This window comes from Corynebacterium sp. HMSC08D02, assembly GCF_001807505.1.
GTDB lineage: Bacteria > Actinomycetota > Actinomycetes > Mycobacteriales > Mycobacteriaceae > Corynebacterium > Corynebacterium pseudogenitalium.
The window spans coordinates 80,985-105,069 of sequence record NZ_KV789252.1; the positions used below are offsets into that span (position 1 = coordinate 80,985).

Annotated in this window: 24 protein-coding genes; 18 read left to right on the forward strand and 6 right to left on the reverse strand. The window is 59.1% G+C overall.

Features of this window, described 5'->3' with window-relative positions:
• Nucleotides 1-45 precede the first annotated feature (45 nt).
• Both glgX and HMPREF3170_RS07280 read right to left on the reverse strand, forming a co-directional pair.
• A complete protein-coding gene (gene glgX / locus HMPREF3170_RS07275) occupies nucleotides 46-2,229 on the reverse strand; it encodes a glycogen debranching protein GlgX (RefSeq protein ID WP_070478826.1) in 2,184 nt (727 codons plus the stop codon).
• Between the two features lie 63 nt (nucleotides 2,230-2,292).
• Nucleotides 2,293-2,862, reverse strand: a complete 570-nt coding sequence (locus HMPREF3170_RS07280) for a TetR family transcriptional regulator (RefSeq protein WP_070478828.1) — start codon at nucleotides 2,860-2,862, stop codon at nucleotides 2,293-2,295.
• A gap of 194 nt (nucleotides 2,863-3,056) precedes the next feature.
• On the opposite strand from HMPREF3170_RS07280, the gene HMPREF3170_RS07285 reads away from it, so the two are divergent.
• From HMPREF3170_RS07285 to pyk, 16 genes are all read left to right on the forward strand, one after another.
• Nucleotides 3,057-3,746, forward strand: a complete 690-nt coding sequence (locus HMPREF3170_RS07285; RefSeq protein ID WP_070362246.1) for a hypothetical protein — start codon at nucleotides 3,057-3,059, stop codon at nucleotides 3,744-3,746.
• Nucleotides 3,737-4,270 (forward strand): hypothetical protein, encoded by a 534-nt coding sequence (locus HMPREF3170_RS07290; protein ID WP_070478830.1) that lies wholly within the window; start codon nucleotides 3,737-3,739, stop codon nucleotides 4,268-4,270. The genes HMPREF3170_RS07285 and HMPREF3170_RS07290 overlap by 10 nt, the downstream gene beginning before the upstream one ends.
• A 132-nt stretch (nucleotides 4,271-4,402) precedes the next feature.
• Nucleotides 4,403-5,716 carry a histidinol dehydrogenase gene (hisD, locus tag HMPREF3170_RS07295; protein ID WP_070478832.1) on the forward strand — a complete coding sequence of 438 codons (1,314 nt, stop codon included), beginning with the start codon at nucleotides 4,403-4,405 and terminating at the stop codon, nucleotides 5,714-5,716.
• Nucleotides 5,717-5,718: 2 nt separating this feature from the next.
• Nucleotides 5,719-6,849, forward strand: a complete 1,131-nt coding sequence (locus tag HMPREF3170_RS07300; protein WP_070478834.1) for a histidinol-phosphate transaminase — start codon at nucleotides 5,719-5,721, stop codon at nucleotides 6,847-6,849.
• Nucleotides 6,839-7,441 (forward strand): imidazoleglycerol-phosphate dehydratase HisB, encoded by a 603-nt coding sequence (gene hisB / locus HMPREF3170_RS07305; protein ID WP_070478835.1) that lies wholly within the window; start codon nucleotides 6,839-6,841, stop codon nucleotides 7,439-7,441. The genes HMPREF3170_RS07300 and hisB overlap by 11 nt, the downstream gene beginning before the upstream one ends.
• A complete protein-coding gene (locus HMPREF3170_RS11755; RefSeq protein ID WP_168156151.1) occupies nucleotides 7,442-7,618 on the forward strand; it encodes a hypothetical protein in 177 nt (58 codons plus the stop codon). It abuts the gene before it with no gap.
• 76 nt (nucleotides 7,619-7,694) lie between these two features.
• A complete protein-coding gene (locus tag HMPREF3170_RS07310) occupies nucleotides 7,695-8,921 on the forward strand; it encodes an MFS transporter (RefSeq protein WP_083290931.1) in 1,227 nt (408 codons plus the stop codon).
• Between the two features lie 11 nt (nucleotides 8,922-8,932).
• Nucleotides 8,933-9,586 carry an imidazole glycerol phosphate synthase subunit HisH gene (gene hisH / locus HMPREF3170_RS07315; protein WP_083290915.1) on the forward strand — a complete coding sequence of 218 codons (654 nt, stop codon included), beginning with the start codon at nucleotides 8,933-8,935 and terminating at the stop codon, nucleotides 9,584-9,586.
• A 44-nt stretch (nucleotides 9,587-9,630) separates the two neighbouring features.
• Nucleotides 9,631-10,380: a bifunctional 1-(5-phosphoribosyl)-5-((5-phosphoribosylamino)methylideneamino)imidazole-4-carboxamide isomerase/phosphoribosylanthranilate isomerase PriA gene (gene priA / locus HMPREF3170_RS07320; protein WP_070478837.1), complete on the forward strand. Its 750-nt coding sequence runs from the start codon at nucleotides 9,631-9,633 to the stop codon at nucleotides 10,378-10,380.
• Nucleotides 10,381-10,385: 5 nt separating this feature from the next.
• On the forward strand, nucleotides 10,386-11,210 hold the full coding sequence (locus HMPREF3170_RS07325; protein WP_070478839.1) for an inositol monophosphatase family protein: 825 nt from the start codon (nucleotides 10,386-10,388) through the stop codon (nucleotides 11,208-11,210).
• Nucleotides 11,211-11,280: 70 nt separating this feature from the next.
• Nucleotides 11,281-12,054, forward strand: a complete 774-nt coding sequence (hisF, locus tag HMPREF3170_RS07330) for an imidazole glycerol phosphate synthase subunit HisF (protein ID WP_070478840.1) — start codon at nucleotides 11,281-11,283, stop codon at nucleotides 12,052-12,054.
• Complete coding sequence (hisI, locus tag HMPREF3170_RS07335) at nucleotides 12,054-12,422, forward strand: phosphoribosyl-AMP cyclohydrolase (protein WP_070362254.1); 369 nt, start codon at nucleotides 12,054-12,056, stop codon at nucleotides 12,420-12,422. The genes hisF and hisI overlap by 1 nt, the downstream gene beginning before the upstream one ends.
• Complete coding sequence (locus HMPREF3170_RS07340) at nucleotides 12,423-13,067, forward strand: TIGR02234 family membrane protein (RefSeq protein WP_070362255.1); 645 nt, start codon at nucleotides 12,423-12,425, stop codon at nucleotides 13,065-13,067.
• Between the two features lie 103 nt (nucleotides 13,068-13,170).
• A complete protein-coding gene (locus tag HMPREF3170_RS07345) occupies nucleotides 13,171-13,965 on the forward strand; it encodes a hypothetical protein (RefSeq protein WP_070478842.1) in 795 nt (264 codons plus the stop codon).
• A gap of 18 nt (nucleotides 13,966-13,983) precedes the next feature.
• Nucleotides 13,984-14,874 carry a prolipoprotein diacylglyceryl transferase gene (gene lgt, locus HMPREF3170_RS07350; RefSeq protein ID WP_070478844.1) on the forward strand — a complete coding sequence of 297 codons (891 nt, stop codon included), beginning with the start codon at nucleotides 13,984-13,986 and terminating at the stop codon, nucleotides 14,872-14,874.
• Nucleotides 14,875-14,984: 110 nt separating this feature from the next.
• Nucleotides 14,985-16,430: a pyruvate kinase gene (gene pyk, locus HMPREF3170_RS07355; protein WP_070478976.1), complete on the forward strand. Its 1,446-nt coding sequence runs from the start codon at nucleotides 14,985-14,987 to the stop codon at nucleotides 16,428-16,430.
• A 139-nt stretch (nucleotides 16,431-16,569) separates the two neighbouring features.
• Here the strand turns inward: pyk and HMPREF3170_RS07360 are convergent, their stop codons facing one another.
• The 3 genes from HMPREF3170_RS07360 to HMPREF3170_RS07370 all read right to left on the reverse strand — a co-directional run bounded on the left by HMPREF3170_RS07360 (nucleotide 16,570) and on the right by HMPREF3170_RS07370 (nucleotide 21,708).
• Nucleotides 16,570-18,966, reverse strand: a complete 2,397-nt coding sequence (locus tag HMPREF3170_RS07360; protein WP_070478846.1) for a glycogen/starch/alpha-glucan phosphorylase — start codon at nucleotides 18,964-18,966, stop codon at nucleotides 16,570-16,572.
• 65 nt (nucleotides 18,967-19,031) lie between these two features.
• The gene (locus HMPREF3170_RS07365) at nucleotides 19,032-20,288 is read right to left on the reverse strand and encodes an amidohydrolase (RefSeq protein ID WP_070362259.1); all 1,257 of its coding nucleotides are present in this window, start codon (nucleotides 20,286-20,288) and stop codon (nucleotides 19,032-19,034) included.
• A gap of 97 nt (nucleotides 20,289-20,385) precedes the next feature.
• Nucleotides 20,386-21,708 (reverse strand): DUF4921 family protein, encoded by a 1,323-nt coding sequence (locus tag HMPREF3170_RS07370; protein WP_176754849.1) that lies wholly within the window; start codon nucleotides 21,706-21,708, stop codon nucleotides 20,386-20,388.
• Between the two features lie 39 nt (nucleotides 21,709-21,747).
• Here HMPREF3170_RS07370 and HMPREF3170_RS07375 point away from each other — a divergent pair, with 39 nt between their 5' ends.
• Entirely contained in the window at nucleotides 21,748-22,146 is a 399-nt protein-coding gene (locus HMPREF3170_RS07375; protein ID WP_070362260.1) for a hypothetical protein, read from the forward strand.
• On the opposite strand, the gene HMPREF3170_RS07380 is transcribed toward HMPREF3170_RS07375, so the two are convergent.
• Complete coding sequence (locus HMPREF3170_RS07380; RefSeq protein WP_210385510.1) at nucleotides 22,116-23,240, reverse strand: glycerate kinase family protein; 1,125 nt, start codon at nucleotides 23,238-23,240, stop codon at nucleotides 22,116-22,118. The two genes, HMPREF3170_RS07375 and HMPREF3170_RS07380, sit on opposite strands and share 31 nt — an antisense overlap.
• A 74-nt stretch (nucleotides 23,241-23,314) precedes the next feature.
• Here HMPREF3170_RS07380 and HMPREF3170_RS07385 point away from each other — a divergent pair, with 74 nt between their 5' ends.
• Nucleotides 23,315-24,046, forward strand: a complete 732-nt coding sequence (locus HMPREF3170_RS07385) for a DivIVA domain-containing protein (RefSeq protein WP_070363481.1) — start codon at nucleotides 23,315-23,317, stop codon at nucleotides 24,044-24,046.
• Nucleotides 24,047-24,085: the final 39 nt, after the last annotated feature.

The following is a 24,085-nucleotide window of genomic DNA, read 5'->3' on the forward strand; positions in this document are numbered from 1 at the left end:
ACTCACCCACCGGACATGAAACTGACGGCGGTCAAGCCCCTGGAGTTAGGCGTCCTCGCGAACCGGGGCACCTACCTGCTTCAGCACAACTGTAGAGCGCGCCGGGACGACTGTGGTCTCCGAGGCGCCGATTGTCAGCGTGCTCGCCGGGTAGCCAAGTTTCTCAGTTGTATCGATGAGCACCTCCCAGCTTGATCCGAACTCCTGTGGAGGAAGCGTGAATTCGATGTCTTCGTAGTGGGCGTTAAACATCAGAATGAATGAATCGTCTCGCACACGCTGACCGCGAGCATCCGGTTCTGCGATGGCGTCGCCATTGAAGTAAACCATCAGTGCCTTGCCAAACGCGAAGTCCCAGTCGGATTGCGTCATCAGCTCGCCGGACGGCACCAACCAGGCGATTTCGCGGTCGACAGCATCCGTGCCCAGCGCGCCGCCTTCCAAGAACCGGCGCCTGCGGAAGACCGGGTGGGCCTTGCGGATAGCGATCAGGCGCTTGGTGAACTCGTGCAGCTGTTCGCTGTCGTCGAGCTGTGTCCAATCCATCCACGCAATCTCGTTGTCCTGGCAATAGACGTTGTTGTTGCCACCCTGGGTACGGGCCAGCTCGTCTCCATGGGAGATCATGGGCGTGCCTTGGGAGAGCAGGAGCGTCGTCAAGAAGTTGCGACGCTGCTGGGCGCGCAACTGATTCACCTCGGGGTCATCCGTCGGGCCCTCGACGCCACAGTTCCAGGAGCGGTTGTGGCTTTCGCCGTCGCGGTTGTCCTCACCGTTGGCCTCGTTGTGCTTGTGGTTGTAGGAAACCAAGTCATTGAGCGTGAAGCCGTCGTGTGCAGTGATGAAATTAATTGACGCAGTTGGGCGGCGATCGTTGTGCTGGTACAGGTCCGAAGAACCGGTCAGCCGCGATGCGAACTCACCAAGTGTCGCTGGTTCACCACGCCAGAAGTCGCGCATTGTGTCGCGGTACTTACCATTCCACTCGCTCCACAGTGCAGGGAAGTTACCAACTTGGTAGCCGCCTTCGCCGACATCCCACGGCTCGGCGATCAGCTTGACCTGGGAGACAACCGGGTCCTGCTGGACCAGGTCGAAGAACGTTGCCAGACGATCGACGTCAGAGAACTCACGCGCAAGGGTCGAAGCTAGATCGAAACGGAAACCATCGACGCGCATCTCGGTGACCCAGTAACGCAAAGAGTCCATGATGAGCTGCAGTGAGTGAGGGTCGCGGACATTGAACGAGTTTCCGGTGCCTGTGTAGTCCATGTAGTGAAACTTGTCGTTGTTCACGAGTCGGTAATAGGCCTCATTGTCGATGCCGCGGAAAGCAATGGTGGGGCCGAGGTGGTTGCCTTCAGCAGTGTGGTTGTACACGACGTCAAGGATGACCTCCATGCCTGCTTCGTGGTACGCCCGCACCATGCCCTTGAACTCGGCGACGGCGTCGCTCGGCTGTGCAGCAGCTGCGTAGTTGTTTTCGGGGGCAAAGAAGCCAAAGGTGTTGTAACCCCAGTAGTTACGCAGACCAAGGTCGCGCAGACGCCCATCCTGCAAGAACTGGTGGACAGGCAGGAGCTCGACAGACGTCACACCCAGATCCTTGAGGTAATTGACCACTGCTGGGTGTGCCATGCCTGCGTAGGTGCCGCGGAGGTTTTCGGGTACGTCAGGGTGCGTCTGGGTCATGCCTTTGACGTGGCATTCGTAGATGACGGTTTCCTCATCCGGGATGCGTGGTGCGCGGTCATCGCCCCAGTCGAAGAACGGGTTGATGACGACAGAGAGCATCGTATGGCCCAGCGAGTCTTCTTCGTTGCGGCCCGTTCCGGGAGCGTCTGCGTTGATGTCATAGGAAAACAGTGAAGAATGCTGTGAGAACTCGCCGTCGAAAGCGCGCGCGTAGGGGTCGACGAGCAACTTGTTCGCGTCGCAGCGCTTGCCGTTCGCTGGATCCCACGGACCATGGACGCGGTAGCCGTAGCGCTGTCCAGGTGTAATTCCTGGAAGGTAGGCGTGCCACACGTGGTTGTCTACCTCTTCAAGTTCGATGCGAGTTTCGGCGCCTTCGTCGTCGATAAGGCAAAGTTCAACCTTCTCCGCAACTCCTGAAAAGAGCGTGAAGTTTGTTCCGGCACCGTCATAGGTAGAACCTAGCGGGTATGGGGAACCAGGCCACACGACGATATCGTTCGCGGGCTTTGGGGAAGTAGAGCTTTGAATCATAAGGAATCACCATAGTGCACCCCCGGGGGTTCCCGCATTGCGAAACCCTCATCAGCCTGGCAATCAGCGGCCCGCTTGCAGCCCGCGAATGATGAGATCGACGGAAAATGCGAACGAGTCGTCCCTCTCAATGGTCTGTGATTGTGGCAACGTTTCGCTTGCATTCGTAGCCGCTACCAGCTGGGATTCAGTTTGCTGGACGAGGGCACTGCCAAGGATTAGGTGTAGGAGAGCATCGGCGGTTGCGCGGAGCTGAGGTGTCGACGCCCCTTCGACTTCCATAGCCAATGATGTGATGAAAAAGCGCTGGAGTTGGGAGTGTATCGGAGACTCCGGATTGCCTACCGCTGTGACCGTCACCTCAGCACCATCTCGAATGCTGAGCAGGCAGTTACGGAGCATTCTGGCTGCTTCACTCGTGGATGTGGCTGGTGAGGAGGAGGTTGTGAGGGGCGCAACGATGTGCTCTGCCAGGCGAGCCACAAGGTCCTGTTTGCTTGCCACATGCCAATACAGCGCTGACGGTGCGACGTCGAGCTCCTTGGCGATCCTGCGCATTGACACATCGGCTAAGCCATATGACCTGAGTAAATCCATCGCAGTGATCGTGATCTGATCCACGGACAGGTGCATGTGTGCCTATGTTACCTGTCTCACGGTGGAGAGGGGGTGGGCGTTTACAACGAGTTCACAGAGAGTGTTCAGATACTTTGTACCGGAGCGTAATTGGGCCAGCAGAAACGAGTGGTTAAAATTGGCATCAACGATTTTTAACGTAACAGGCCGGGTACAACCGTTGTGCTGGTCGCTGTAAGGAGAGATACGTCGTGAGGATTTCCACCACTGGTTCCAAGGTTGCTGCAGCTGCCGTTGTTGCATTGGCAATGTCATTGACTGCGTGTGGCTCTGATGACGAGACCGCGGGCGGCGGACTGTCCACCGCTGCCAGCGCTCCGAATTCGGCGGCTTCCGAGAAAGATAAGGCCGAGAATTCGGCGAAGGAAGAGCCGAAGAAGGACGAAAAGGGCGAGAAGAAGTCCGACGACAAAAAGCAGACGGAGGCACAAGGGGAGCCCGGTGCGATCCCAACGATTGCGAATCCGTTTGAGGACGGAGAGTTCGCTGTTCCAACCTTCGAGCCAATCGAGGGCGGTAAAGAAGGCACTGAAGAGCAGCGCAAGGAAATGGAGGAAGTGGTTCGCAAGGTGACGAACCCGGAGTCCTTCGAAAAGTGGACGCGCGTCATCTTGGATAACTCCTGTAAGAAGATCACCGAACCCGCACTGGAAGAGATGGAGCGCCAAGGCGTTTCTCTCGAGGTGATTGAGCAGGCTGCCCGTATGCAGGAAGAGGCCGGTCAGGCGATTGAGATCCCGAAGACCGAAATTTCTCTGAGCGACGTCCGCGTTGATGGCAACCATGCTTCGGCGACAGTGAAGTCGAATAACTCCGAGGGCGAAAAGACCCAGACCCAGCTCTTCACGCACGAAGACGGTCGCTGGAAGCTGTGCAACTAGCACAGCAGCTCGACTCCAGGCCGCGCGCCACGATCCACGCTGGCGCCGGCCTCCTTTTCGCTGGGCTTGTCAGCGGTGTAATCGGTGGGGCAGCGTGGGCGTGGTTGCGTCCCCCGATAGTGACCGTTGTGTCGGATGGATCGTTCATGATCGATGAAACGGAAACGATCCAGAATGCGCAGTTTGCTGGACTCGGCTGGCTAGCGGTGGTGTTGTTGGTAGTCGGGTTGGTTGTCGGTGCTGCGGGTCGAGCGCGTCGAGGCGGGGGCCAGCTCGCATGGTTTGTCTGGCAGCTCATCGTTGCCGCGCTCGCCGGATACGTTGTATTGGCGGTTGGCGGAATGGTCTCGGGCTGGTTCACAGCTTTGCCTGAGCATGCAGACGGCTTCCAGGACGGTCAACGCTTAAGCGTGTTTCCGATAGTTGCCCCGGGAGTGGCGTTGTGCCTCGCTCCATTCGCCACAGGACTCGTCGCGTGGTCGAGGATGGTGATCCGCGCAGTCGACACCCCCGAAATAGTGTGAACTACCTTATTCCCTTGGTGAAAGCTCTGGGGTGACGCCTTTTTTGGCCTGAACAGCTTTTTCGCGCCTGTCGGAGAATACAATGGCTGCGGTACGTATTGTGCTCATTTGTTGAATCTGGGAGACACGAAAATGCTGAGAGTTACCGACCTCCGGGGGACAACCCCAACGACCGCCGAACTTCGCAGGGCACTGCCACGTGGTGGCGTTGATGTCCATGCCGTGCTTCCCGCAGTTACGCCGATCGTTGAAGAGGTTCGCGTAGGCGGTGCCGAAAAGGCACTCGAATACGGAGAGAAGTTCGACGGGATCCGTCCAGCATCCGTGCGGGTGCCGTCGGAGGTGATCAAAGAGGCCGTCGACAAGCTTGATCCTGCGCTGCGCTCCGCGCTTGAAGTCGCGATCGAGCGGATTCGCAAGGTACACGCTGAACAGAAGCCGCAGCCACACACTACGACGCTTGCGAATGGCGCAACTGTCACCGAGACATTTATTCCTGTTTCGCGCGTGGGACTTTATGTTCCAGGTGGAAAGGCGGTGTACCCCTCGAGCGTGCTCATGAACGTGATTCCTGCGCAGGAGGCGGGGACGGACAGCATGGTGGTCTGCACTCCTCCTCAGGAGGAGTTCGGCGGCTGGCCGCACCCAACGACGCTCGCCGCGTGCGCGCTGCTCGGCGTCGATGAAGTGTGGGCAGTCGGTGGAGCCCAGGCGATTGCATTGCTGGCGTACGGCGATGATGCCCACGGCCTGGAACCAGTTGATATGGTGACCGGACCGGGGAACATCTACGTTGCTGCCGCGAAGCGTGTAGTCAACGGCACGGTGGGCATTGACGCGGAGGCCGGCCCGAGCGAGATCGCGGTTATCGCCGATGATAGCGCGAATGCGGAATACGTGGCGCTCGATCTGATTTCGCAGGCAGAGCACGACGAGCAAGCAGCTAGTGTGCTTATCACCGACTCAGAGGCCCTGGCGCAGGAAGTCGGCCAACTCGTTGAGCAGCGCTCGAAGGAAACGCTCAACGCTGAGCGCGCCTCTACTGCGCTGGGCGGTAAGCAGTCCGGCATCATCCTGGTCGATGATATTGAGAAGGCTGTCGCAGTCGCAGACGTTTACGCAGCAGAGCACCTGGAGGTGCACACGCGCGATGCTCGCGCGGTTGCGGAGCGAGTTCGAAACGCGGGCGCAATTTTCGTCGGGCCATACTCACCGGTCCCACTCGGTGACTATGCGGCTGGCTCGAACCACGTCTTGCCGACATCCGGGACGGCGCGCTTCAACCCCGGCCTGTCCACCCTGACGTTCCTGAAGCCTGTCAATCTCATCGAGTACGACAAGGCAGCGTTGGCGGAAATTGCTGAGGACATCATGGTGCTGGCTGCGGAAGAGCAGCTTCCTGCACACGGTGAATCCATTAAGGCACGAGGAAACGGAGCTAAGTAAGTATGTTTACTGATCCCTCGACGATCGCGAAGGGCGTCACGCTCGAATCGCTACCACTTCGCGACGAGCTGCAAGGAAAGAACCCATACGGCGCCCCACAGTTGAAAGTGCCTGTCGCGCTGAACACCAACGAGAATCCGTACCCGCCCTCTGAGGCGTTGATTCAGGACCTGGTTGCCGAGGTTGAAGCTGCGGCACGGTCGCTCAACCGCTACCCAGAGCGCGACGCCGTGTTGCTTCGGGAAGACTTGGCCGCATACGTGTCGAAGCAGACGGGGGTTCAAGTCAGCAAAGACAACATTTGGGCTGCTAACGGTTCGAACGAGATTTTGCAGCAGCTGTTGCAAGCTTTTGGTGGCCCCGGACGCAGTGCCATGGGGTTCGTGCCTAGCTACTCGATGCACCCAATCCTTGCGGCGGGCACGCAAACCGAGTTTATCCCGATTGATCGCAACGAATCTTTCGATATCGATGTGCAGGAGGCTGTGCAGGCCGTCGAAAAGCACGCGCCGGACGTCATCTTTATCACTACGCCGAACAATCCAACTGGCGGTGAGACTGCACTCGAAGACATCGAAAAGATTGTTCAGGCTGCACCTGGCATCGTGATTATTGACGAGGCGTACGCTGAGTTCTCGGATTCCCCGTCCGCAACGACGCTGCTGGCAACGTATCCAGAGAAGCTCGTTGTGTCGCGCACGATGTCGAAGGCGTTCGATTTCGCAGGCGCGCGCCTAGGGTACTTCGTTGCAGCACCGGCGTTTATCGACGCCGTCATGCTGGTTCGCTTGCCGTACCACCTCTCGGTGCTCTCCCAGGTCGCTGCACGCGTGGCGCTGAAGCACGCCGGGGACACGCTCGCGACGGTTGACAAGTTGGCGCAGGAGCGCGTGCGCGTGCAAGCAGCGCTGGAAGAGATGGGCTACAAGGTTGTGCCGAGCTCGTCGAATTTCATCTTCTTCGGCCCGTTTGGCGACGCCACTTCGACCCATGCAGCGTGGCAGCAGTTCCTCGACTGTGGCGTACTCATTCGTGACGTTGGCGTCGCAGGTCACCTGCGAGTGACGGTTGGACTTGATAGCGAAAACGATGCCTTCCTAGAGGCAGCAAGAAAGGTACTTCATGGCGAATAGGGTAGGGACCGCACACAGGAAGACGTCTGAATCCGACATCACTGTGTCCATCGATCTCGACGGCACAGGCGTGACTGACATTGACACCGGATTGCCGTTTTTCGATCACATGCTCACCGCATTCGGGGCGCACGGTGCTTTCGATCTCACGGTGAAGGCGAAAGGCGACACGGAGATCGATGCCCACCACACGGTGGAAGACACCGCCATCACGCTCGGGTGGGCCCTGCTGGATGCGATCGGGGACAAGCGTGGCATCCGCCGCTTTGGCTCGATGCTGTTGCCGATGGACGAAACGCTCGTTGAGGCAGTTGTAGACCTGTCTGGGCGTCCGTACTTTGTGATGAACGGTGAGCCGGAGCATATGGATTGGCAGGTCATCGGCGGACACTACGCCACGGTGATAAACCGTCATTTCTTTGAGACGCTTGCGTATAACTCCCGAATGACCTTGCACGTGAATGTGCGCTATGGTCGCGATCCGCACCACATTACGGAAGCCGAATTCAAGGCTGTGGCCCGCAGTTTGCGAGCTGCAGTGGATGCAGACCCAAAGATTACGGGTGTGCCGTCGACAAAGGGTGCGTTGTAGGTGGGAGGCATTCCAGCAAGTATGGGAGTGCTTGGCCTCTTCGTGTTGGCGGGTGTGCTCGCAGGCGGAGTGTGGTCAACGTACCAGCGTGGATTGAGGGTGCCGACTGCAGTGTTAGCCTTGGCTACTGCGCTGGCGCTCGCATTCGCGATCATGGCAATGATGGAGGTTATGTAGTTTGAAGTTCTTCCCACCAACACCGCTTACTGTTGAGGAAATTAACTCGGTCTCGAGCGTTTGGAAGGCACGCGGCATGAAGCCCGTCCTGCTCGCGGTGATGGCAGCGTTCGCCGCATGGGCGGTGCTGCTACCGGTGATTCCTACGGCGGTGCTCGATGCAGGAGGAACCGAAACGCTGGCCGGGCTTACCACCGGTGTGTTCATGCTCGCTACAGTGCTTACACAGATGGCGACACCTGCGCTGCTGCGTAAGTTCGGGTTTGGCCTGATTATGGGGCTGTCTTCTTTGCTCTTGGGTGTTCCGGCGTTCGCCTACGCGTTGGGAATGGAAGCCGGAACAGTGCTGACTGTGAGCGCGATCCGCGGTGTTGGGTTTGGCGCGCTGACGGTAGCGGAGGCAGCCGTCGTCGCTGAGTTGGTACCGCGTCGCTTGCTGGGGCGGGCGACCGGCACGCTGGGCATCATGGTGGGCTTGTCTCAGATGGTCGGCTTGCCGACGGGCCTCGCCCTGGTCAACGTCATTGGGTATAACGCGGTGTATTACATTGCAGCGGGCGTAGGCCTCATTTCGTTGGTGGCATGCATGTTCATCCCAGCTGTGCCACAAGCGGACCGCGATGAGTTGAGCGTGGCGCACGTGCACGTACCGATGTGGCGGCTTGTGTTTGTTCCGGGCATGGCCTTGATGTTCGTCACCTCAGCGTATGGCGCAATTACTAACTTCCTTCCCGCGGCGATGCGCGATCTCGATCCGGCCAAGGGAGCGGCGCTTGGCGGTGTGATGCTGGGCGTGATGAACTTCGCTTCTATGTTGTCGCGGTACGCAGCGGGTCAGGTCATGGACCGCAAGGGATACCCAGGCAGCATTCTCATTCCGTGCCAGTTCATTGCTGCAGGTGGTGTCTTTCTCATCGCGCTCATTCTGCTTCTTGATCTGCCGGTGTGGTGGATGGCGTTGGCAGCGTTGATCTACGGTGTTGGATTCGGCGCGGTACAGAACGAGGCGCTCACCTTGATGTTCTATCGCTTGCCCCGTTCGAAGAGCTCTGAGGCCTCTGCGATTTGGAATATCGCATTCGACGGAGGAACAGGTCTGGGGTCGACGATGTACGGCATGTTGCTGACAATGATGATGTTTACTCCGATGTTTGGTCTTGCGGCGGCCGTGATCCTTATTGGCGTAGTTATTACGTTGCTGGATAGGCAGCTGGGCAAGCACCGCGTCGTCGAAGTTAATAACTTGTCCGTGCGGCTGAAAAATGTTCAGCCCCCGCGCCTTTATCGGCGGAACGGGCGCTAGAATTAGTCTTCATGACTGCTAACGACATGCCACAACCCCATGTTGCGCTGCTCGACTACGGGGCAGGAAATATCCGATCCGCTCAGCGTGCGCTAGAACAAGTTGGTGCGCGCGTCAGCGTTACTGCCGATCCGGCGATCGCGGTGGAGGCTGACGGCCTGTTAGTGCCGGGGGTTGGCGCGTTTGATGCATGCATGCGTGGGTTGCAGGCGATGCAAGGCGGGCGCATCATCGGACAGCGCCTTGCAGGTGGTCGTCCTGTGCTGGGTATCTGCGTTGGTATGCAAATCCTTTTTGAGCATGGAGTCGAGCATGGCATTGATACCGCTGGACTAGCAGAGTGGCCGGGGACCGTTGAAAAGCTCCAGGCTCCTGTGCTTCCACACATGGGGTGGAACACCGTCGACATAGTTGGCGGCTCGCGCATGTTCGATGGCATTAATGTAGACGAGCGCTTCTACTTCGTGCATTCGTACGGCGTTCGCGAATGGACGCTGAAAGCGGATGAGTTCATTGCGCCGCCACTTGTGCACTGGTCGGAGCACGGTGGAGATAAGTTTGTGGCTGCCGTCGAAAATGGTCCGCTCTGGGCGACGCAGTTTCACCCTGAGAAGTCTGGTGACGCAGGACTTCATCTCCTGGAAAACTGGGTGAAGACTCTGTAGCAAGCGCCGAACCTGGCTGAGTTAGATTGGATAAGATGAGCACCATGACTTTTACCTTGTTGCCTGCTGTTGATGTTGTTGAAGGTCAGGCCGTGCGGCTTGACCAGGGGGAAGCTGGGACGGAGAAGAGCTACGGGGATCCCCTGGAGGCTGCTCGTCGCTGGGAAGAGCAGGGGGCGCAGTGGCTGCACTTCGTGGATTTGGACGCCGCGTTTGGGCGTGGCTCGAACCATGAGTTGATGGCGGATATCACTGCGAAGCTGGGTATCGCTGTCGAGCTCACGGGTGGTATTCGTGACGACGCCACGTTGGAGCGGGCCCTTGCCACCGGAGCGAAGCGCGTCAATATTGGTACCGCGGCGCTACAGGATCCGGAGTGGACCTGTAAGGCAATTGAGCGCTACGGCGACAAGATCGCGATTGATATCGCGGTGCGTGAAACTGATGGTGAGTGGCGCACGAAGGGGAACGGCTGGACGTCCGACGGCGGTGATCTGTGGGAGGTTCTGGAGCGGTTCGATGCCGCTGGTTGCAGCCGTTTCGTGGTGACCGACGTGAGCAAGGACGGCACGCTAGCGGGGCCGAATGTTGCACTGTTGCGGGAGGTCGCCGCAGCGACGGACGCACAGATTACTGCCTCGGGCGGAATCGCGACTCTCGACGACGTCGTAGAAGTGGCCCGGTATACCGATGAAGGGATCGACTCCGTCATTATCGGCAAGGCTCTCTACGAGAAGCGCTTCACGCTGAGTGAGGCGCTGGAGGCCATCGCAAAGGTATCGAAGGGCGAGTAAACAGCGTGCGGGATCTGCAGGCATACCGAGCTATTGCGTTAGCGGCGGTCGATGAAGCCGCCGAGCTCTTTCGAACACATATCGGTGCAGCTCCAGCGCTCTTTAAGGGCGAAGGTGACTTTGCCACGGAAGCGGATCTCGCGATTGAAACGTTGCTGAGGAAACGCTTGACGGAAGCGACCGGTATCCCCGTGTTTGGGGAGGAACACGGCGGGGACCTCAACGCTGAGGCGTGCTGGGTGCTCGATCCTATCGACGGCACCTCGAACTACTCGTGTGGCAACCCGATGTGCGCGATCTTGGTAGCGCTCCTTATCGACGGCCAACCGGTCGTCGCGGTGACCGACATGCCATTGCTGGGGCACCGCATGCATGCGATCTCGGGTGAGCCCGTTGTGCTTGACGGCGACCCATTGCCTGCGCTCCCACAGGGCGTTGATCCTTCGACGACGGCCGCTCAGGTAGGCGTTGCAACCGTTAGTTCGGATGATCGCGCTGCGTTTCCAGCGGAAGGCCGATTGGCCTTCGTCGGTGAATTGGCTTCCACCTCACTGCGACCACGCATGACTGGCTCAGTGGGCGTGGACTTGGCGTTTGTGGCGTCGGGTGTGTTCCAGGCCAGCGTGAGTTTCTCCCCGCACGTGTGGGATAACGCGGCCGGTGTCTTGTTCGGTCGCTGCGCGGGCGCGACGGTGACTGACGTGTACGGGCAGCCATGGGAGATGTCGTCGATGGGGGCTGTCATTGGTACGAATGCTGCCCATGCGACTGCGCTCGCGACGGTCCAACGGTGCTTTGAAAGCCCTGATAGGCAGAGTGCTTCGCGGTAGTATGTAGTTTCCGGAACGTATTTGCGGGCTGGAGTAGCGTGGCACAAAACATGTATGGAGGGTAATTACCTTGTCTGTTGCAATCCGTGTGATTCCTTGCCTCGACGTGGACGACGGGCGGGTAGTAAAAGGCGTAAATTTTGAAAACCTGCGGGACGCTGGTGATCCCGTAGAACTTGCTCAGCGGTACGGTCTGGAAGGCGCTGATGAGCTTACTTTTTTGGACGTAACCGCGTCGCGTGAGGGCCGTGGAACGATGCTTGAGGTCGTCCGTAAGACCGCAGAGCAGGTATTTATCCCGTTGACCGTTGGCGGAGGCGTTCGAAGCGTCGAAGACGTCTCTGAGTTGTTGCGTGCTGGCGCGGACAAAGTCAGTGTGAATACAGCGGCGATTCACCGGCCAGAGCTACTGCGTGAGCTCAGCGAGAAGTTTGGAGCGCAGTGCATTGTCTTGTCTGTCGACGCGCGTCGCGTGCCGAATGGTGGGCTTCCGCAGCCGTCTGGGTTTGAAGTGACCACGCACGGTGGTACGCGTTCGGCTGGTCTCGACGCGGTGGAGTGGGCTCGCACTGGACAAGACCTGGGTGTGGGGGAAATCTTGCTGAACTCGATGGACGGAGATGGGACCAAGGAAGGGTTCGATCTCGAGCTGTTGGAGAAGGTTCGAGCAGCGGTAAGCATCCCGGTGATTGCTTCCGGTGGCGCTGGCAAGGCTGCAGACTTCCCGCCAGCAGTAAAAGCGGGCGCAGACGCCGTACTTGCGGCGTCGATCTTCCACTTCGGCGAAGTGAGCATCGCGGAAGTAAAGGATGCGCTTCGGAATGAGGGCTTTGAGGTTCGCTGATGACTGAACTACGCCCAGAAGATGCCGTATTGGATCCTGCAATTGCTGCTCGGCTGAAGAAGAACGACCGCGGCCTGGTTCCCGCCGTGGTGCAGGCTGCTGACACCGGTGAGGTCCTCATGATGGCCTGGATGGATGAGCGGGCGCTGGCGTACACGCTGGAAACGCGACGAGGGACGTACTTCTCTCGCTCCCGTAACGAATACTGGGTAAAAGGGCTCACCAGTGGCGCTGTGCAAGAGGTCCGCGAGGTGCGCCTCGACTGCGACGGCGACACCTTGCTGGTGAAGGTGATCCAGACGGATGGTGCCTGCCATACGGGGGACCGTACGTGCTTCGATGCAGATCTGCTGTTGGAGGATATCTAGGTGAATACGGCGAACCGCGTCGGCGCACTGCTGGTGGGCGTCGGTGGCGCGCTGGCGTGGGTGGGGTCCAGGATGGACTGGTTTACTGTCGAAGTTTTCGACGACCGCGCTGGAGCCAGTACCACTACCGTCGATGGTTCAATGTGGTCTACGGAGATCGCGGCAGTGGCGCTCATTCTGATCGTTGCAATGATTGCGATATTCGCGCTGCGGCGAGTTGGGCGTCGAATAGTAGGTGTGGTGGCCGCACTAGGCGCTGTGGGCGCCGGCGTATCGGGCTTGCGAACCTTATTAGCCGAGCCTGACTTGGAGCGTTTGCACACACTGCTGAGTGCCGGAAGCGGGGAGCAGGGAGGAGCAGCCAGTGACGGGGCGATTGCCGCGTGGGCGGAGATCACACAGGTGCAGCAGCATAGCGCTGGCATTTACCTGGTCATCTTGGGGGCGCTCCTGGGGCTTATTGGAGCGCTCACGGTAGTAATGCGGCCCGGTGTAGATTCCGCGAAGCTCAACAAGTATGAGACAGAGGCTGTGCGCCGTGAAAAGCTCGGTGAAGATCTCGAAGCTCGGCCGGACTCTGGGCGCGTGATGTGGGATGCCTTGGACTCCGGAATTGACCCTACGGATGATGAGGCACGCCGATAAATATTCGGTATACCCCCGTGAAATTTCATGAACTAAATACGCGCGGGCTACGCTGGCAACTGCAACAATAGGCTTTCACCTCGGAGTCACGCGGGAGGCGAGTATGTGTGCCACGGATGTACACAGCGATCTCTTCGCTGCAGTGCAGCGGCAGGTCGCGCGCCGTGAGTCCTTGGTGTCGTTCCAAGAGGTGAAGGATCGCTCGCGGGCAGCTGCATCTGCGCGCGACGCATACGCGGCCGTTGACTCAGACGGATGCGCAATTATTGCCCAGGTACAGTACAACCAGCACGGCGTCCGGACTACGCAGCAGCGGATTCACCGAGCGGCACTTGCCGCAGTGGAGCTTGAGATGCAGGGGGCGCAGCTGCTCGCGTGTTCGGGTGCGCTGTTTGGCCGTGAGGTCGCGAACATTGAGATGGACGCAGCGAGGGCAGCAGTGCATATACCGGTGGTGAGCTTGGATACGATTGTTGATCCGTACCAAGTGCACGAGGCTCGCTGCTATGGAGCCGATGCGCTTGTGCTTCGCGCAGATATTCTTGAGCAGCCGCGACTGGAGGCGTTGCTAGATAGAGCGGAGACGCTTGGCATGTCGGCCTTCGTACGAGTCGGAGGCTCTGAGGAGGCGGCACGTGCGCTTCGGGCGGGTGCATCGGTGTTGGCTGTTGTGCCACCGAAACGTCCATCGGGGGAGACTGATCACTTCGCGCTGGGTGAGCTTGTTGCAGGCCTTCCGAGCAAGATCCGGGTGGTGATGATGGCGGATGTGTTGACTCCGCGTGATCTGTTTAACGTCGCCGCTGCAGGAGCAGACGCTATTTTGGCGAATGCTGAAGCGGCTATTCCTTCTCTTGCTACTGCCGGGCGACACCCCGCGTGCGCTTCCCGCCGATAATCAGGCACACTAGGGGGCGTGCAAACTACGATTCTGGCAAACATTCCCTCGCCACCACAGGGTGTGTGGCACATTGGCTGGCTCCCGGTGAGGGCGTACGCGCTGTGCATCATCACCGGCATCCTGCTTGCAATGTGGGTGGGCACGCGGCGCTATCGTGCGCGTGGTGGTGATCCCGACGTGATTTGGGACGCGGCGATCGTCGCTATCCCAATGGGCATTGTTGGTGGTCGGCTCTACCATGTGCTGACGGACCACGAGAAGTATTTCGGCCCCGGGAAAGATCCCCTACAAGCTCTGAACATTACTGCTGGAGGACTGGGCATTTGGGGCGCAGTCGCACTGGGCGCGGCGAGCGTGTGGTTGCTGCTGCGGTGGAAGAAGATTGCTGTTGGGCCTGTTGCGGATGCGCTGGCGCCAGGCATCGTGTTGGCCCAGGCGGTGGGGCGCCTTGGGAACTGGTTCAATCAGGAACTCTATGGTGCTGAAACGACGGTACCGTGGGCGTTGGATATCTACTACCGCGTTGACGAGCAAGGGGCGTTCGCTCCGCTGACAGGGCGTTCTACCGGTGAGGTCATCGCGAGCGTTCACCCGACGTTCCTCTACGAGTTGGTGTGGAATCTGCTTGTGTTTGCTTTCCTGCTTTGGGCAGATAAGCACTTCAGGCTCGGACACGGCAGAGTATTTTGGCTATACGTTGCTGGCTACACGATGGGCCGATTTGCAATCGAGTTGATGCGTACTGACGCCGCAACACTAATTTTGGGGTTGCGTGTGAACACGTGGGTTTCAGGCCTGCTTTTTGTTGTTTCACTTGGGATTTTCTTCCTATTGCCACGTGGGAGAGAAGCCGAGAAAGAACTCGTTCACAACGATAATGATGATACGAATCGTGATTCGGGGTAGGGTGGTATCCGAAGTGGAAGATAGGCCACACGATACGGCAGTGGAGAATTCACACACTATCTGGCCTTGAAACCACCGGTAATTGTTGAATCGCTACTAGGTTGGATCTCGTGGATAGAAGAACAAAGATCGTATGTACGCTTGGCCCTGCTGTGGCCAGCAAAGAAGCAATCCTCGGACTTGTGCGCGACGGCATGGATGTCGCCCGCCTCAACTTCTCCCACGGCGACTATCCGGACCACGAGCAGAACTACCGCTGGGTCCGCGAAGCCACCGATGAAACGGGACACGCAGTTGGCATCCTCGCCGACCTTCAGGGTCCGAAAATCCGTCTTGGGCGCTTTGAAGAAGGCGCCACCGTCTGGGAGACGGGCGAAACGGTCCGCATCACAGTCGATGACGTGCCAGGCACGCACGACCGAGTCTCGACGACTTACAAGAACCTCGCCAAGGACGCGAAGCCGGGCGACCGCCTGCTCGTCGACGACGGCAAGGTCGGTCTGGTCTGTGTCGAAGTCGACGGCAACGACGTTGTCTGCCGCGTGACCGAAGGTGGCCCTGTTTCCAACAACAAGGGTGTTTCCCTGCCGGGGATGGACATCTCCGTCCCGGCGTTGTCCGAGAAGGACAAGGCGGACCTGCGGTTCGCACTCAAGATGGGTGTCGACGTCGTCGCGCTGTCCTTCGTGCGCTCGCCGGCAGATGTTGACCTGGTTCATGAGATCATGGACGAAGTTGGCCGTCGTGTCCCAGTCATCGCGAAGCTGGAGAAGCCAGAAGCAGTCGACGCCCTGGAGTCAATCATCCTGGCATTCGACGCCGTGATGGTTGCCCGTGGCGACCTCGGCGTTGAGATTCCGCTTGAACTTGTTCCAGGTGTGCAGAAGCGCGTCATCCAGATCGCTCGTGAAAACGCGAAGCCGGTCATCGTCGCTACGCAGATGCTGGATTCGATGATTGATAACTCGCGTCCGACGCGTGCTGAGGCTTCCGACGTTGCGAACGCCGTGCTCGACGGTGCAGACGCCGTCATGCTCTCCGGTGAGACCTCCGTTGGCGTTGACCCGCACAACGTGGTCCGCACGATGAGCCGCATTGTCCGCTCCGCTGAGGCTATGGACAAGGTGCCGCCTCTGAACCACATCCCGCGTACCCGCCGTGGTGTGATCTCCTACTCGGCGAACGATGTGGCAAACCGTCTGCATGCACGCGCAATCGTGGCGTTCACCGCGACCGGCGATACCGCTCGACGCGTTGCGCGCCTGCGCCCAGACCTGCCGCTGCTCGTGTTTACTCCGAAGCAGGAGGTTCGCTCGCAGCTCGCACTGACCTGGGGCGTGGAGACCTTCCTGTGCCCGCCGGTGCACAGCACGGATGACATGATCGCCACCGTTGACAAGTACCTGCTGGCGATGGATGAGTACCAGGAGAATGACACCATGGTGATGGTTGCAGGTACTCCTCCAGGAGTTGCAGGCTCGACCAACACGGTCCACGTCCACCAGTTGGGCGAGGAGGCTTACTGGTCGAAGAAGAAGGAAGAGGAACAAGACTAAGTTCCAAATCGGAGAACACCCCGGGCAGCTGCTCCGGGGTGTTTTTCATCTCGGCTTGTAGCTCGCTAAATACATGGGGACATATAAAAGGCCTGCCGCGAAGCAACAGCGGCAGGCCTTTTGTAGTAGGAGCTACAGGCTAGTTAATCGGCGTCGGCTCGATCTTCCAGACCTCGTTCGCGTAATCGCGGATCGTGCGGTCAGAGGAGAAGCGACCGGATTCGCAGATGTTGATCCAGCACTTGCGTGCCCATGCATCTGGGTCCTCGTAGTACTCCTTGGCCATGCGGTCGCGGGTCTCGCGGTAGTCCGCGAAGTCACCCAGCACGTAGTAGACGTCGGCTTCGTCGAAGCCGAAGCCCTCGAGCAAGGAAGCACGGATGTTGTGGAACGCGCCGGTGCCGCAGTCGTCCAGGGTGCCGTCGACCAGTGCGTTGAGCACACGGTGCAGGCCTGGGGTCTGCTCGGCGGTAGCCTTCGGGTCATAGGAGCGCTGCAGCTCAGGCAGATCCTCCTCGAGAGCGCCGAAGATGTAGGCGTTCTCTTCACCGACAGCGTCAACGATTTCCACGTTTGCGCCGTCCATCGTGCCCAAGGTCAGCGCACCGTTCATCATGAACTTCATGTTCGAGGTGCCCGATGCCTCCTTGCCGGCCGTCGAGATCTGCTCGGAAACATCCGTTGCCGGGATGATGTGCTCAGCAGGGGAGACGTTGTAGTTCTCCACGAAGACCACATGCAGGTACTTCGAGACGACTGGGTCGTTGTTCACCAGCTCGCCGATGGCGTTGATGAGCTTGATGATGCCCTTTGCCATCGTGTAACCAGGTGCAGCCTTCGCGCCGAAGATAAAGGTGCGCTTCGGTACGTCGGTCTCGCCGTCTTCCTTGATACGGAAGTACAAGTCGATGATGTACAGAGCGTTCATCAGCTGGCGCTTGTACTCGTGCAGACGCTTGATCTGCGTATCGTAGACGGAGTCCGGGTCGATGACCGAACCCTGACGCTGCTCGATCCAACGAGCGAAGTCTTGCTTGTTAGCAGCCTTGATCTCCCGCAGTTCCTTGAGCACTGCAGGATCATCAGCGTACTTGCGCAGCTCCTTCAGCTTGGACAGGTCCGTGGTCCACTCATCAGAGCCAGACAGGCGGTCGAGCAGGGATGAGAGACGCGGGTTGCACATACGCAGCCAGCGACGTGGGGTGACACCGTTGGTCTTGTTATTGAAGCGCTCTGGGTACATGGAGTACCAGTAGTTGAGCGTGTCACGCTTCAGGATCTCGGTATGCAGCGCAGCCACGCCGTTCACGGAGTACGAGGCGTAGCAGGCGATCCACGCCATGTGCACCTTGCCGTCGTGGACTGGGGAGTAGTGGTGTGCGTCCTCCGGGCCAATGCCACGGGACTCCATGTCGAGGCGGTAGCGGCGGTCAATCTCCAGGACAATTTCCCAGATACGCCAGAACAGCTGCTTGAAGATGGACTCGTCCCAAGTCTCCAGAGCCTCCTGGAGCACGGTGTGGTTCGTGTACGCGAAGGTCTGGGTGGTGACGTTCCACGCCTCATCCCAGCCCAGGCCGTGCTCATCCATGAGCAGGCGCATGAGTTCCGGAACCGCCAGCACCGGGTGGGTGTCGTTGAGCTGCACTGAGTTGTACTCGTGGAACTTGCTCAGATCCTCGCCGTGGTGCTCGATGTAGTTGTCGATCATCTCCTGCAGCGAAGCAGAGACGAAGAAGTACTGCTGGCGTACGCGGAGCACCTTGCCAGCGTACGTGGTGTCGTTCGGGTAGAGCACGCGGGTGATGTCGTGGACAGCCTCGCGCTCCAGGATGGCGTCGGAGAAACGCTGCGAGTTGAACGCATCGTAGTCGAACTCGTGGATTGGGGATGCGTCCCACAGACGAAGGGTACCAACGTTATCGGTGCCGTAGCCGGTAATCGGCATGTCGAACGGTACTGCTCGAACCGTCATGTCGTCGAACTTCACGATGCGCTGCTGGGAGGTGCGCTCAACAACGAACGGGTAGAACGATTCCTTCCAGGAATCTGGGTGTTCCTTCTGGAAGCCATCGACGAACTCCTGGCGGAACAGGCCGTAGCGGTAGAGCAGGCCATAGCCGGTGACTGGGTAGTCCTGCGTCACTGCGGAGTCCAGGAAGCACGCTGCGAGGCGGCCAAGGCCACCGTTGCCCAGCGCGGCATCGTGCTCTGCCTCGAGGACATCGGTCAGGTTGTGGCCGAGCTCTGCTGCTGCAGCCTCAGCCTCTTCCACCATGCCCAGGTTCGTGAGGTTGTTCAGCAGTGCACGGCCTTGCAGGAACTCTGCGGAGAAGTACGCCTGCTGACGAGTAGCCGAGTAGGCCTTTTGGGTTGCATCCCACTTGTCGGCAATCTGCTCCACAACGGCGGCCGAGAGGCCAGTCCAAAACTTGTTATTGGTGGATGCCTGCGGGCTGCGTCCAGAGAAACCACGAACATGGCCGGCGACAGTGTCCTGCAGTGCCGGTACCGATGTTCCTACAGTGTTCTTCATAAAAACCTCAGATCTCTTGATGTGTCGAATTGGAATGCGTCGTGCTCAGCCGGAACGGCGTTGCGCTATGGCTGAGCAAGATACGTCAGAACTGCCGTGAGTCCGGCATTGGTAGCTGCTTTCACCGTGGGTGCGTAGTCCGGCAAGAAGGTCGGCATGTGGTTGACTGGAATGTCTTCCGCGACTCTATTTGCCGCAACGGCTTCATCCCACTGTGCCTTCGGGGTGCACCCGATAAGCCAGTAGAAGTACGGCACGTCAAATGCCAGGGGGATGACTGGGAAGTCCTCAGACACTGTCTTTCGGTCGGCTTCAGCAGACTCATGCTTGAAAACCTCGTCGAAAGACTGGCGGACCTTTGCGTACACCTCGGCGTCATTGCTCATAAGTTCTCCGTGAGCGAAGTACTCGAACGTAGGCGCTTCGGTGGCACCCGATGCTTGCACCTCTGCGCGAACAACCCGCTCGATGGAGGCGTACATCTGCTCTTTTGTCTTGTTTTGATAAAAGCGACAGTTGAGTACGAGTTCCGCGGAGTCGGGGATAATGTTGTTCGTCGTTCCAGCGTGCAAACTGGCAACGGTGACGACTGCGAAGTCAGAAGGATCGACTTCCCGGCCCACGAGACCTTGCAGGCGGGCAATGATCATCGCTGCCGTAAACGTTGGGTCTATGGCGTTGTGTGGCATAGAGCCGTGCGCACTTCGCCCCGGGATCGTAATCCTGATGGAGTCACATGCCGCGAACTGGGGACCCGCTTTTGACATCACGGTTCCCGCAGGTCCGGGCATCACATGCTGGCCAAAGCAGACGTCAGGACGTGGGATGCGTTCCAGAAGTCCGTCATTGACCATCGCTTCTGCCCCTACCCCCAGCTCTTCTCCTGGTTGAAACAGTGCAATGAACGTCCCACGCCAGGCGTGGCGGGTGTTGTCCATAAAACTGCACATACTGAGAAGTGCCGTGGTGTGCATGTCATGGCCGCAAGCATGCATGGTGCCGACGCTCGTGCCGTCCTCAAGACGCACCTTTTTCTTTGAAGCGTATGGAACTTCGGTAGATTCCGTAACTGGGAGCCCATCGAAGTCGGCACGGAACAGTACAGTTGGCCCGTCACCGTTGCGGAAGACCGCACAGATTCCGTAGCCCCCAATCGGTGCAATTACTTCGCAGTCGAACTGGGTAAGTTCGGCGAGGAGCCGTTGGTGCGTCTCCTCTTCTTGCATCGATAGCTCGGGCGTGGTGTGCATGAATTCGTAGAATGCACGCTGCCACGATTCGTCAACGACGTAACTGTTGAGAATATCGTTGATGTTGATCATGTACGTCCCTCTGTGCGTCACTCCGCACGTGCTTGCTTAACTACCATCACATTAAGTAATACCAGTCTTTTGGGAGGAAGGTATAAACAACTTTGGTCTAAAGGACTGGGTTGTAGAGGAGAGAGTTGCGTGACGGGGCACATTCTGTGGCAATACGCAGCGACTTTGTCACATTCCCGGCATCGCGGAGTCGGTAGAGTTTGTCCACCATTTTGTCACGAACATCAAACGGGGAAAGCGTATTGACGTAGATTTTAGTGCCGCCTTCGAACCCCGCGAGTGTAGAAATACGCCACTTAATGTTCACTCTCCATGGCATCGGAAGGTCCAGATCCACAGGCCGGTAGTGCCACTCCTCGTTGCACGCGACCTCAGGTCCCATCGCTGCGTGGATCGCGTGCACGAGGTCCGACAGACCGCGCACTTCCTGCTCCGACTGCTCCCAAGGTGCGCAGGTTGCGGACTTGGAATAGATGGAGACAGTGGGGTAGCGGTGCCCGATGCCTGCGATGGCGATTGCGAAGTCGTTCTCCGCGATCACCAGGTTGTGGTAGAACGCGTAGTTCACTCCCCATTCGTTGTACATGTTGATGTTCTGGCGCAGCTTTGCAATCTCCATCTCGGCCTGCACGCCACGCGCGTCGACGGTGACGAGCTGCTTGTGCAGGTGGTCGAAGGAGGCGCCAGCAGGCGCAAGCCAGTTTTGGAAGACCACGACGTACGGGGAGTAGGGATTCTTTACGACGAGGTCGTGGAGGGAATCAACTGTGAACTTGAAGAAAGCCCCGTGCTCGTCTTCGGTGAGTGTTCCGGAGCTTGCTAGCTGTGTGTCGTCGGTGGCACCGTCGACGAAGTGGCGTCGAGCAATAATGACGTCGTGACCGCCGCCGAAATACGCGGGCGCGATCTCCAAGAGTGACGCCTCGTCGCGGTCGGGATTCTCCCCGGAGGCCTTGAGGCGGGTGCGAACGATGTCGAGGACGTGGGCCTTGCCGGCGGGGTCCGCGAGGTAGCGGTCCATGTGTTCCTGCTGAGACTGGGGCATGCTGTAGCCGTAGTTCTTTGCCCAGTAGTCGTAGGAGACTATCTCGAAGAGGTTCGGTACACGGCGGAACTCGGCGGTGGTGGCGTCGAGCTCTTCGGGCATCGCGTTGCGGACGATCTCCCAACCATCCCGGGTGCGAACCATGCGTGACTTCTCTGGTGGGGTGCGAAGCTGGTGGGCGTCACAGAAGTTGCAGTGCTCGTGAAAGTCGGAATCGCTGAGCGGGTGCGGGGTTCCTGAGGGGTGGGAAAGGGGCCGGTTTCCTCTGCCTGGGACCGTCCAAACCTCGGTGCCGGAAAATGGGTTGACTTGCTTGATCGTGCCGTCAGCCATGGTCGTCAGGGCGTCACGATACGAGTGCACTGGAAAAGTCATACCTGCTACGTTACTCCCCGGTGTATTAGCCTGTTCGTCATGGCGATCATTCAGTTCCATGTGCTGGCCCCCGATGCGTCGGCAGAAAAGTTGGCGGAGGCGTACCAGCGCGCAATCGATATTTTGGTGCGGCGCGAAAAACTCACTGCCGGAAATGTTGTGTACACCCCGCATGTAGCGTTGCCTAGCGAGGTCACCGAGGAACTGGAAGCAACATACGTGCAGGACAGGCAGGTCTCGGCTGAAGAAGAGGGTGCCGCCCTCCAGCGCTACGACATCGAGGTTGAAGGCGCGAGGAGCCTGAACAGCCTGGCGATGGGCCTGTCGCGGATTCTGACCCCGCGAGCGCAGCTTCCATCAGACCCCGTCGCGTTGGAGCAGCAAGACCAGTTTGAGACGCCTGCGCTTTACCCCTGGACCGTCGAGGTGTTCAGGTAATGAATCGCCGCCTCGCGGCCTGCGCGGCGGAGTTGCTCACTGGTGTCAGCGATGTTTTCAAGGGGGACTGCGATTGCTTCACCAGCGGGTTCGGCGTCGAAGCTACCCGCCACAATTACGCAGACAGCACCTGCATCAGCGGCAAGGTCGCTTACCGTGCTGGCAACCTTGCCAGCGGCGGTTTGGGCGTCATAGCGTCCCTCGCCGGTGATGACGAGTCCGGACTGTGCGATAAGATCTGCGAGCCCGCTGGCGTTCGCGATGACGGGCGCACCGGGGGAGATGGAGACGTGGCTGGCATCGCCGTGCAGGAGCGTTGATAGCCAGGTGATGCCGATCGCGATTCCACCCGCAGCCCCGAAGGCCGGAGTAGTGGGGTCGAGACCTGCTACTTCGCACAGCCTGGCCAGCCCGCGGTCGAGCTTGGCCACGTCTTCTTCGGAAGCGCCCTTCTGAGGTCCAAATACAGTGGCGGAGCCTTCCGGTCCCGTGGCGGGCGAATCCACATCGGTGAGTAGTACCCAGTCGAGCGCGCCTGCGGGAATGTTGACCTTTGCGGTATCGAGGTCCGCGAGGCGCTCGAGGTTGCCGCCGCCAGGCTTGAGTTGATAGCCCTCAGCGTCGACGGGGTTGGCGCCAAGGGCTACGAGGATGCCGGTGCCACCATCGGTGGTTGCCGAGCCGCCCAAGCCGAGCACGATCCGTGTTGCGCCACGGGTTTGTGCGTCGGCGATGAGCACTCCGGTGCCGTAGGTATCGCCGGTCAACGGAACTGGTGAATCTGCGACGGCGGGTAGCCCAGAGGCGGCAGCGACGTCGATAAACGCTGTGGTTGAAGCGGCATCATAGGTGTAGGTAGCCTCCGTGAGGCGCCCCGCGGCGTCCGTGGTGGGCAGGGTGATGCGCTCGCCCTTGAACAGTTCGGAGGTGCCTTCGCCGCCGTCGGCCATTGGGGCGAGTTTGATGGTTGCGTCCTTTAATATCTCGCGGACGCCTTCTCCGATCCACGTTGCGGCCTGCTCAGCCGACGCCGTGCCTTTGAATGCGTCTGGGGCGATGGTGACTGTGGTTGGGGTACGCAATGCTTCATCCATGAGGGCAAAGTGTAGTGCATACCTTCCGTTGTGTTGCACACTCAGCGCAGTGGTTCTCGGGTACGATGACCGACATGTATCGCGTTTTTGAAGCACTTGATGAACTCGTCCAAATCGTCGAGCAGGCCTACGGCGTGCCAATATCAAGCTCTTGCCTCGTGCCGCGCAACGAAGTGCTTGCGCTGTTAGACGATATTCGTGACGCAATCCCGAATGAGATGGACGACGCTCAAGATGTCCTCGACCGGCAGGACGCTATCTTGCATGGTGCACAGGAACGCGCGGACGATTTGGTGGCTCAAGCCAATGCAGACGCGAAGCACATTATGGATGAGGCAAACGAGCAGTCTCAAGAAATGATTGACGACGCCCAGTCCCACGCGACCATGCTGGTGACCAACGCTGAAGAGGACTCCCGCGATATGGTCAGCCGCGCACGCGAAGACGCGGAAGCCACCGTGGCGCGAGCACAGGAAGAAGCTCAGCGCCTGGTTGAAAACGGTCAGAAAGAATACCAGCGCTCAATTGATGAGGGCTTGGCGCAGCAGGAACACCTTGTTTCCGAGGCAGAGGTCATGCGTCGCGCAGACGAGGAGGCGCACCGCCTGGTCGAGCAGGCGCACGCGGAGTCCTCGCGTCTGCGCGGGGAGTGCGACGAGTTTGTGGATTCCAAGCTTGCGGAGTTTGAGGAGTCACTTTCCGCAGTGCTTCGCACAGTATCTAAGGACCGTTCTGCGCTCCGGCGTGGCGCCGGCGTCTCAGGCGGCAGCCAACGCGCGGAGCGTTACGACTACGGCGAGCATTAGGAACGCACAAGAGAAAACCAGGTAGCACTTCCGGAAGAA

Bases quoted from the DNA above. Each gene is read 5' to 3' on its own strand.
- glgX (WP_070478826.1), bottom strand. From the start codon at position 2,229: ATGATTCAAAGCTCTACTTCCCCAAAGCCCGCGAACGATATCGTCGTG.
- HMPREF3170_RS07280 (WP_070478828.1), bottom strand. From the start codon at position 2,862: ATGCACCTGTCCGTGGATCAGATCACGATCACTGCGATGGATTTACTC.
- hisD (WP_070478832.1), top strand. From the start codon at position 4,403: ATGCTGAGAGTTACCGACCTCCGGGGGACAACCCCAACGACCGCCGAA.
- HMPREF3170_RS07300 (WP_070478834.1), top strand. From the start codon at position 5,719: ATGTTTACTGATCCCTCGACGATCGCGAAGGGCGTCACGCTCGAATCG.
- hisB (WP_070478835.1), top strand. From the start codon at position 6,839: ATGGCGAATAGGGTAGGGACCGCACACAGGAAGACGTCTGAATCCGAC.
- HMPREF3170_RS07310 (WP_083290931.1), top strand. From the start codon at position 7,695: ATGAAGCCCGTCCTGCTCGCGGTGATGGCAGCGTTCGCCGCATGGGCG.
- hisH (WP_083290915.1), top strand. From the start codon at position 8,933: ATGACTGCTAACGACATGCCACAACCCCATGTTGCGCTGCTCGACTAC.
- priA (WP_070478837.1), top strand. From the start codon at position 9,631: ATGACTTTTACCTTGTTGCCTGCTGTTGATGTTGTTGAAGGTCAGGCC.
- hisI (WP_070362254.1), top strand. From the start codon at position 12,054: ATGACTGAACTACGCCCAGAAGATGCCGTATTGGATCCTGCAATTGCT.
- HMPREF3170_RS07345 (WP_070478842.1), top strand. From the start codon at position 13,171: ATGTGTGCCACGGATGTACACAGCGATCTCTTCGCTGCAGTGCAGCGG.
- HMPREF3170_RS07360 (WP_070478846.1), bottom strand. From the start codon at position 18,966: ATGAAGAACACTGTAGGAACATCGGTACCGGCACTGCAGGACACTGTC.
- HMPREF3170_RS07365 (WP_070362259.1), bottom strand. From the start codon at position 20,288: ATGATCAACATCAACGATATTCTCAACAGTTACGTCGTTGACGAATCG.
- HMPREF3170_RS07370 (WP_176754849.1), bottom strand. From the start codon at position 21,708: ATGACTTTTCCAGTGCACTCGTATCGTGACGCCCTGACGACCATGGCT.
- HMPREF3170_RS07375 (WP_070362260.1), top strand. From the start codon at position 21,748: ATGGCGATCATTCAGTTCCATGTGCTGGCCCCCGATGCGTCGGCAGAA.
- HMPREF3170_RS07380 (WP_210385510.1), bottom strand. From the start codon at position 23,240: ATGGATGAAGCATTGCGTACCCCAACCACAGTCACCATCGCCCCAGAC.
- HMPREF3170_RS07385 (WP_070363481.1), top strand. From the start codon at position 23,315: ATGTATCGCGTTTTTGAAGCACTTGATGAACTCGTCCAAATCGTCGAG.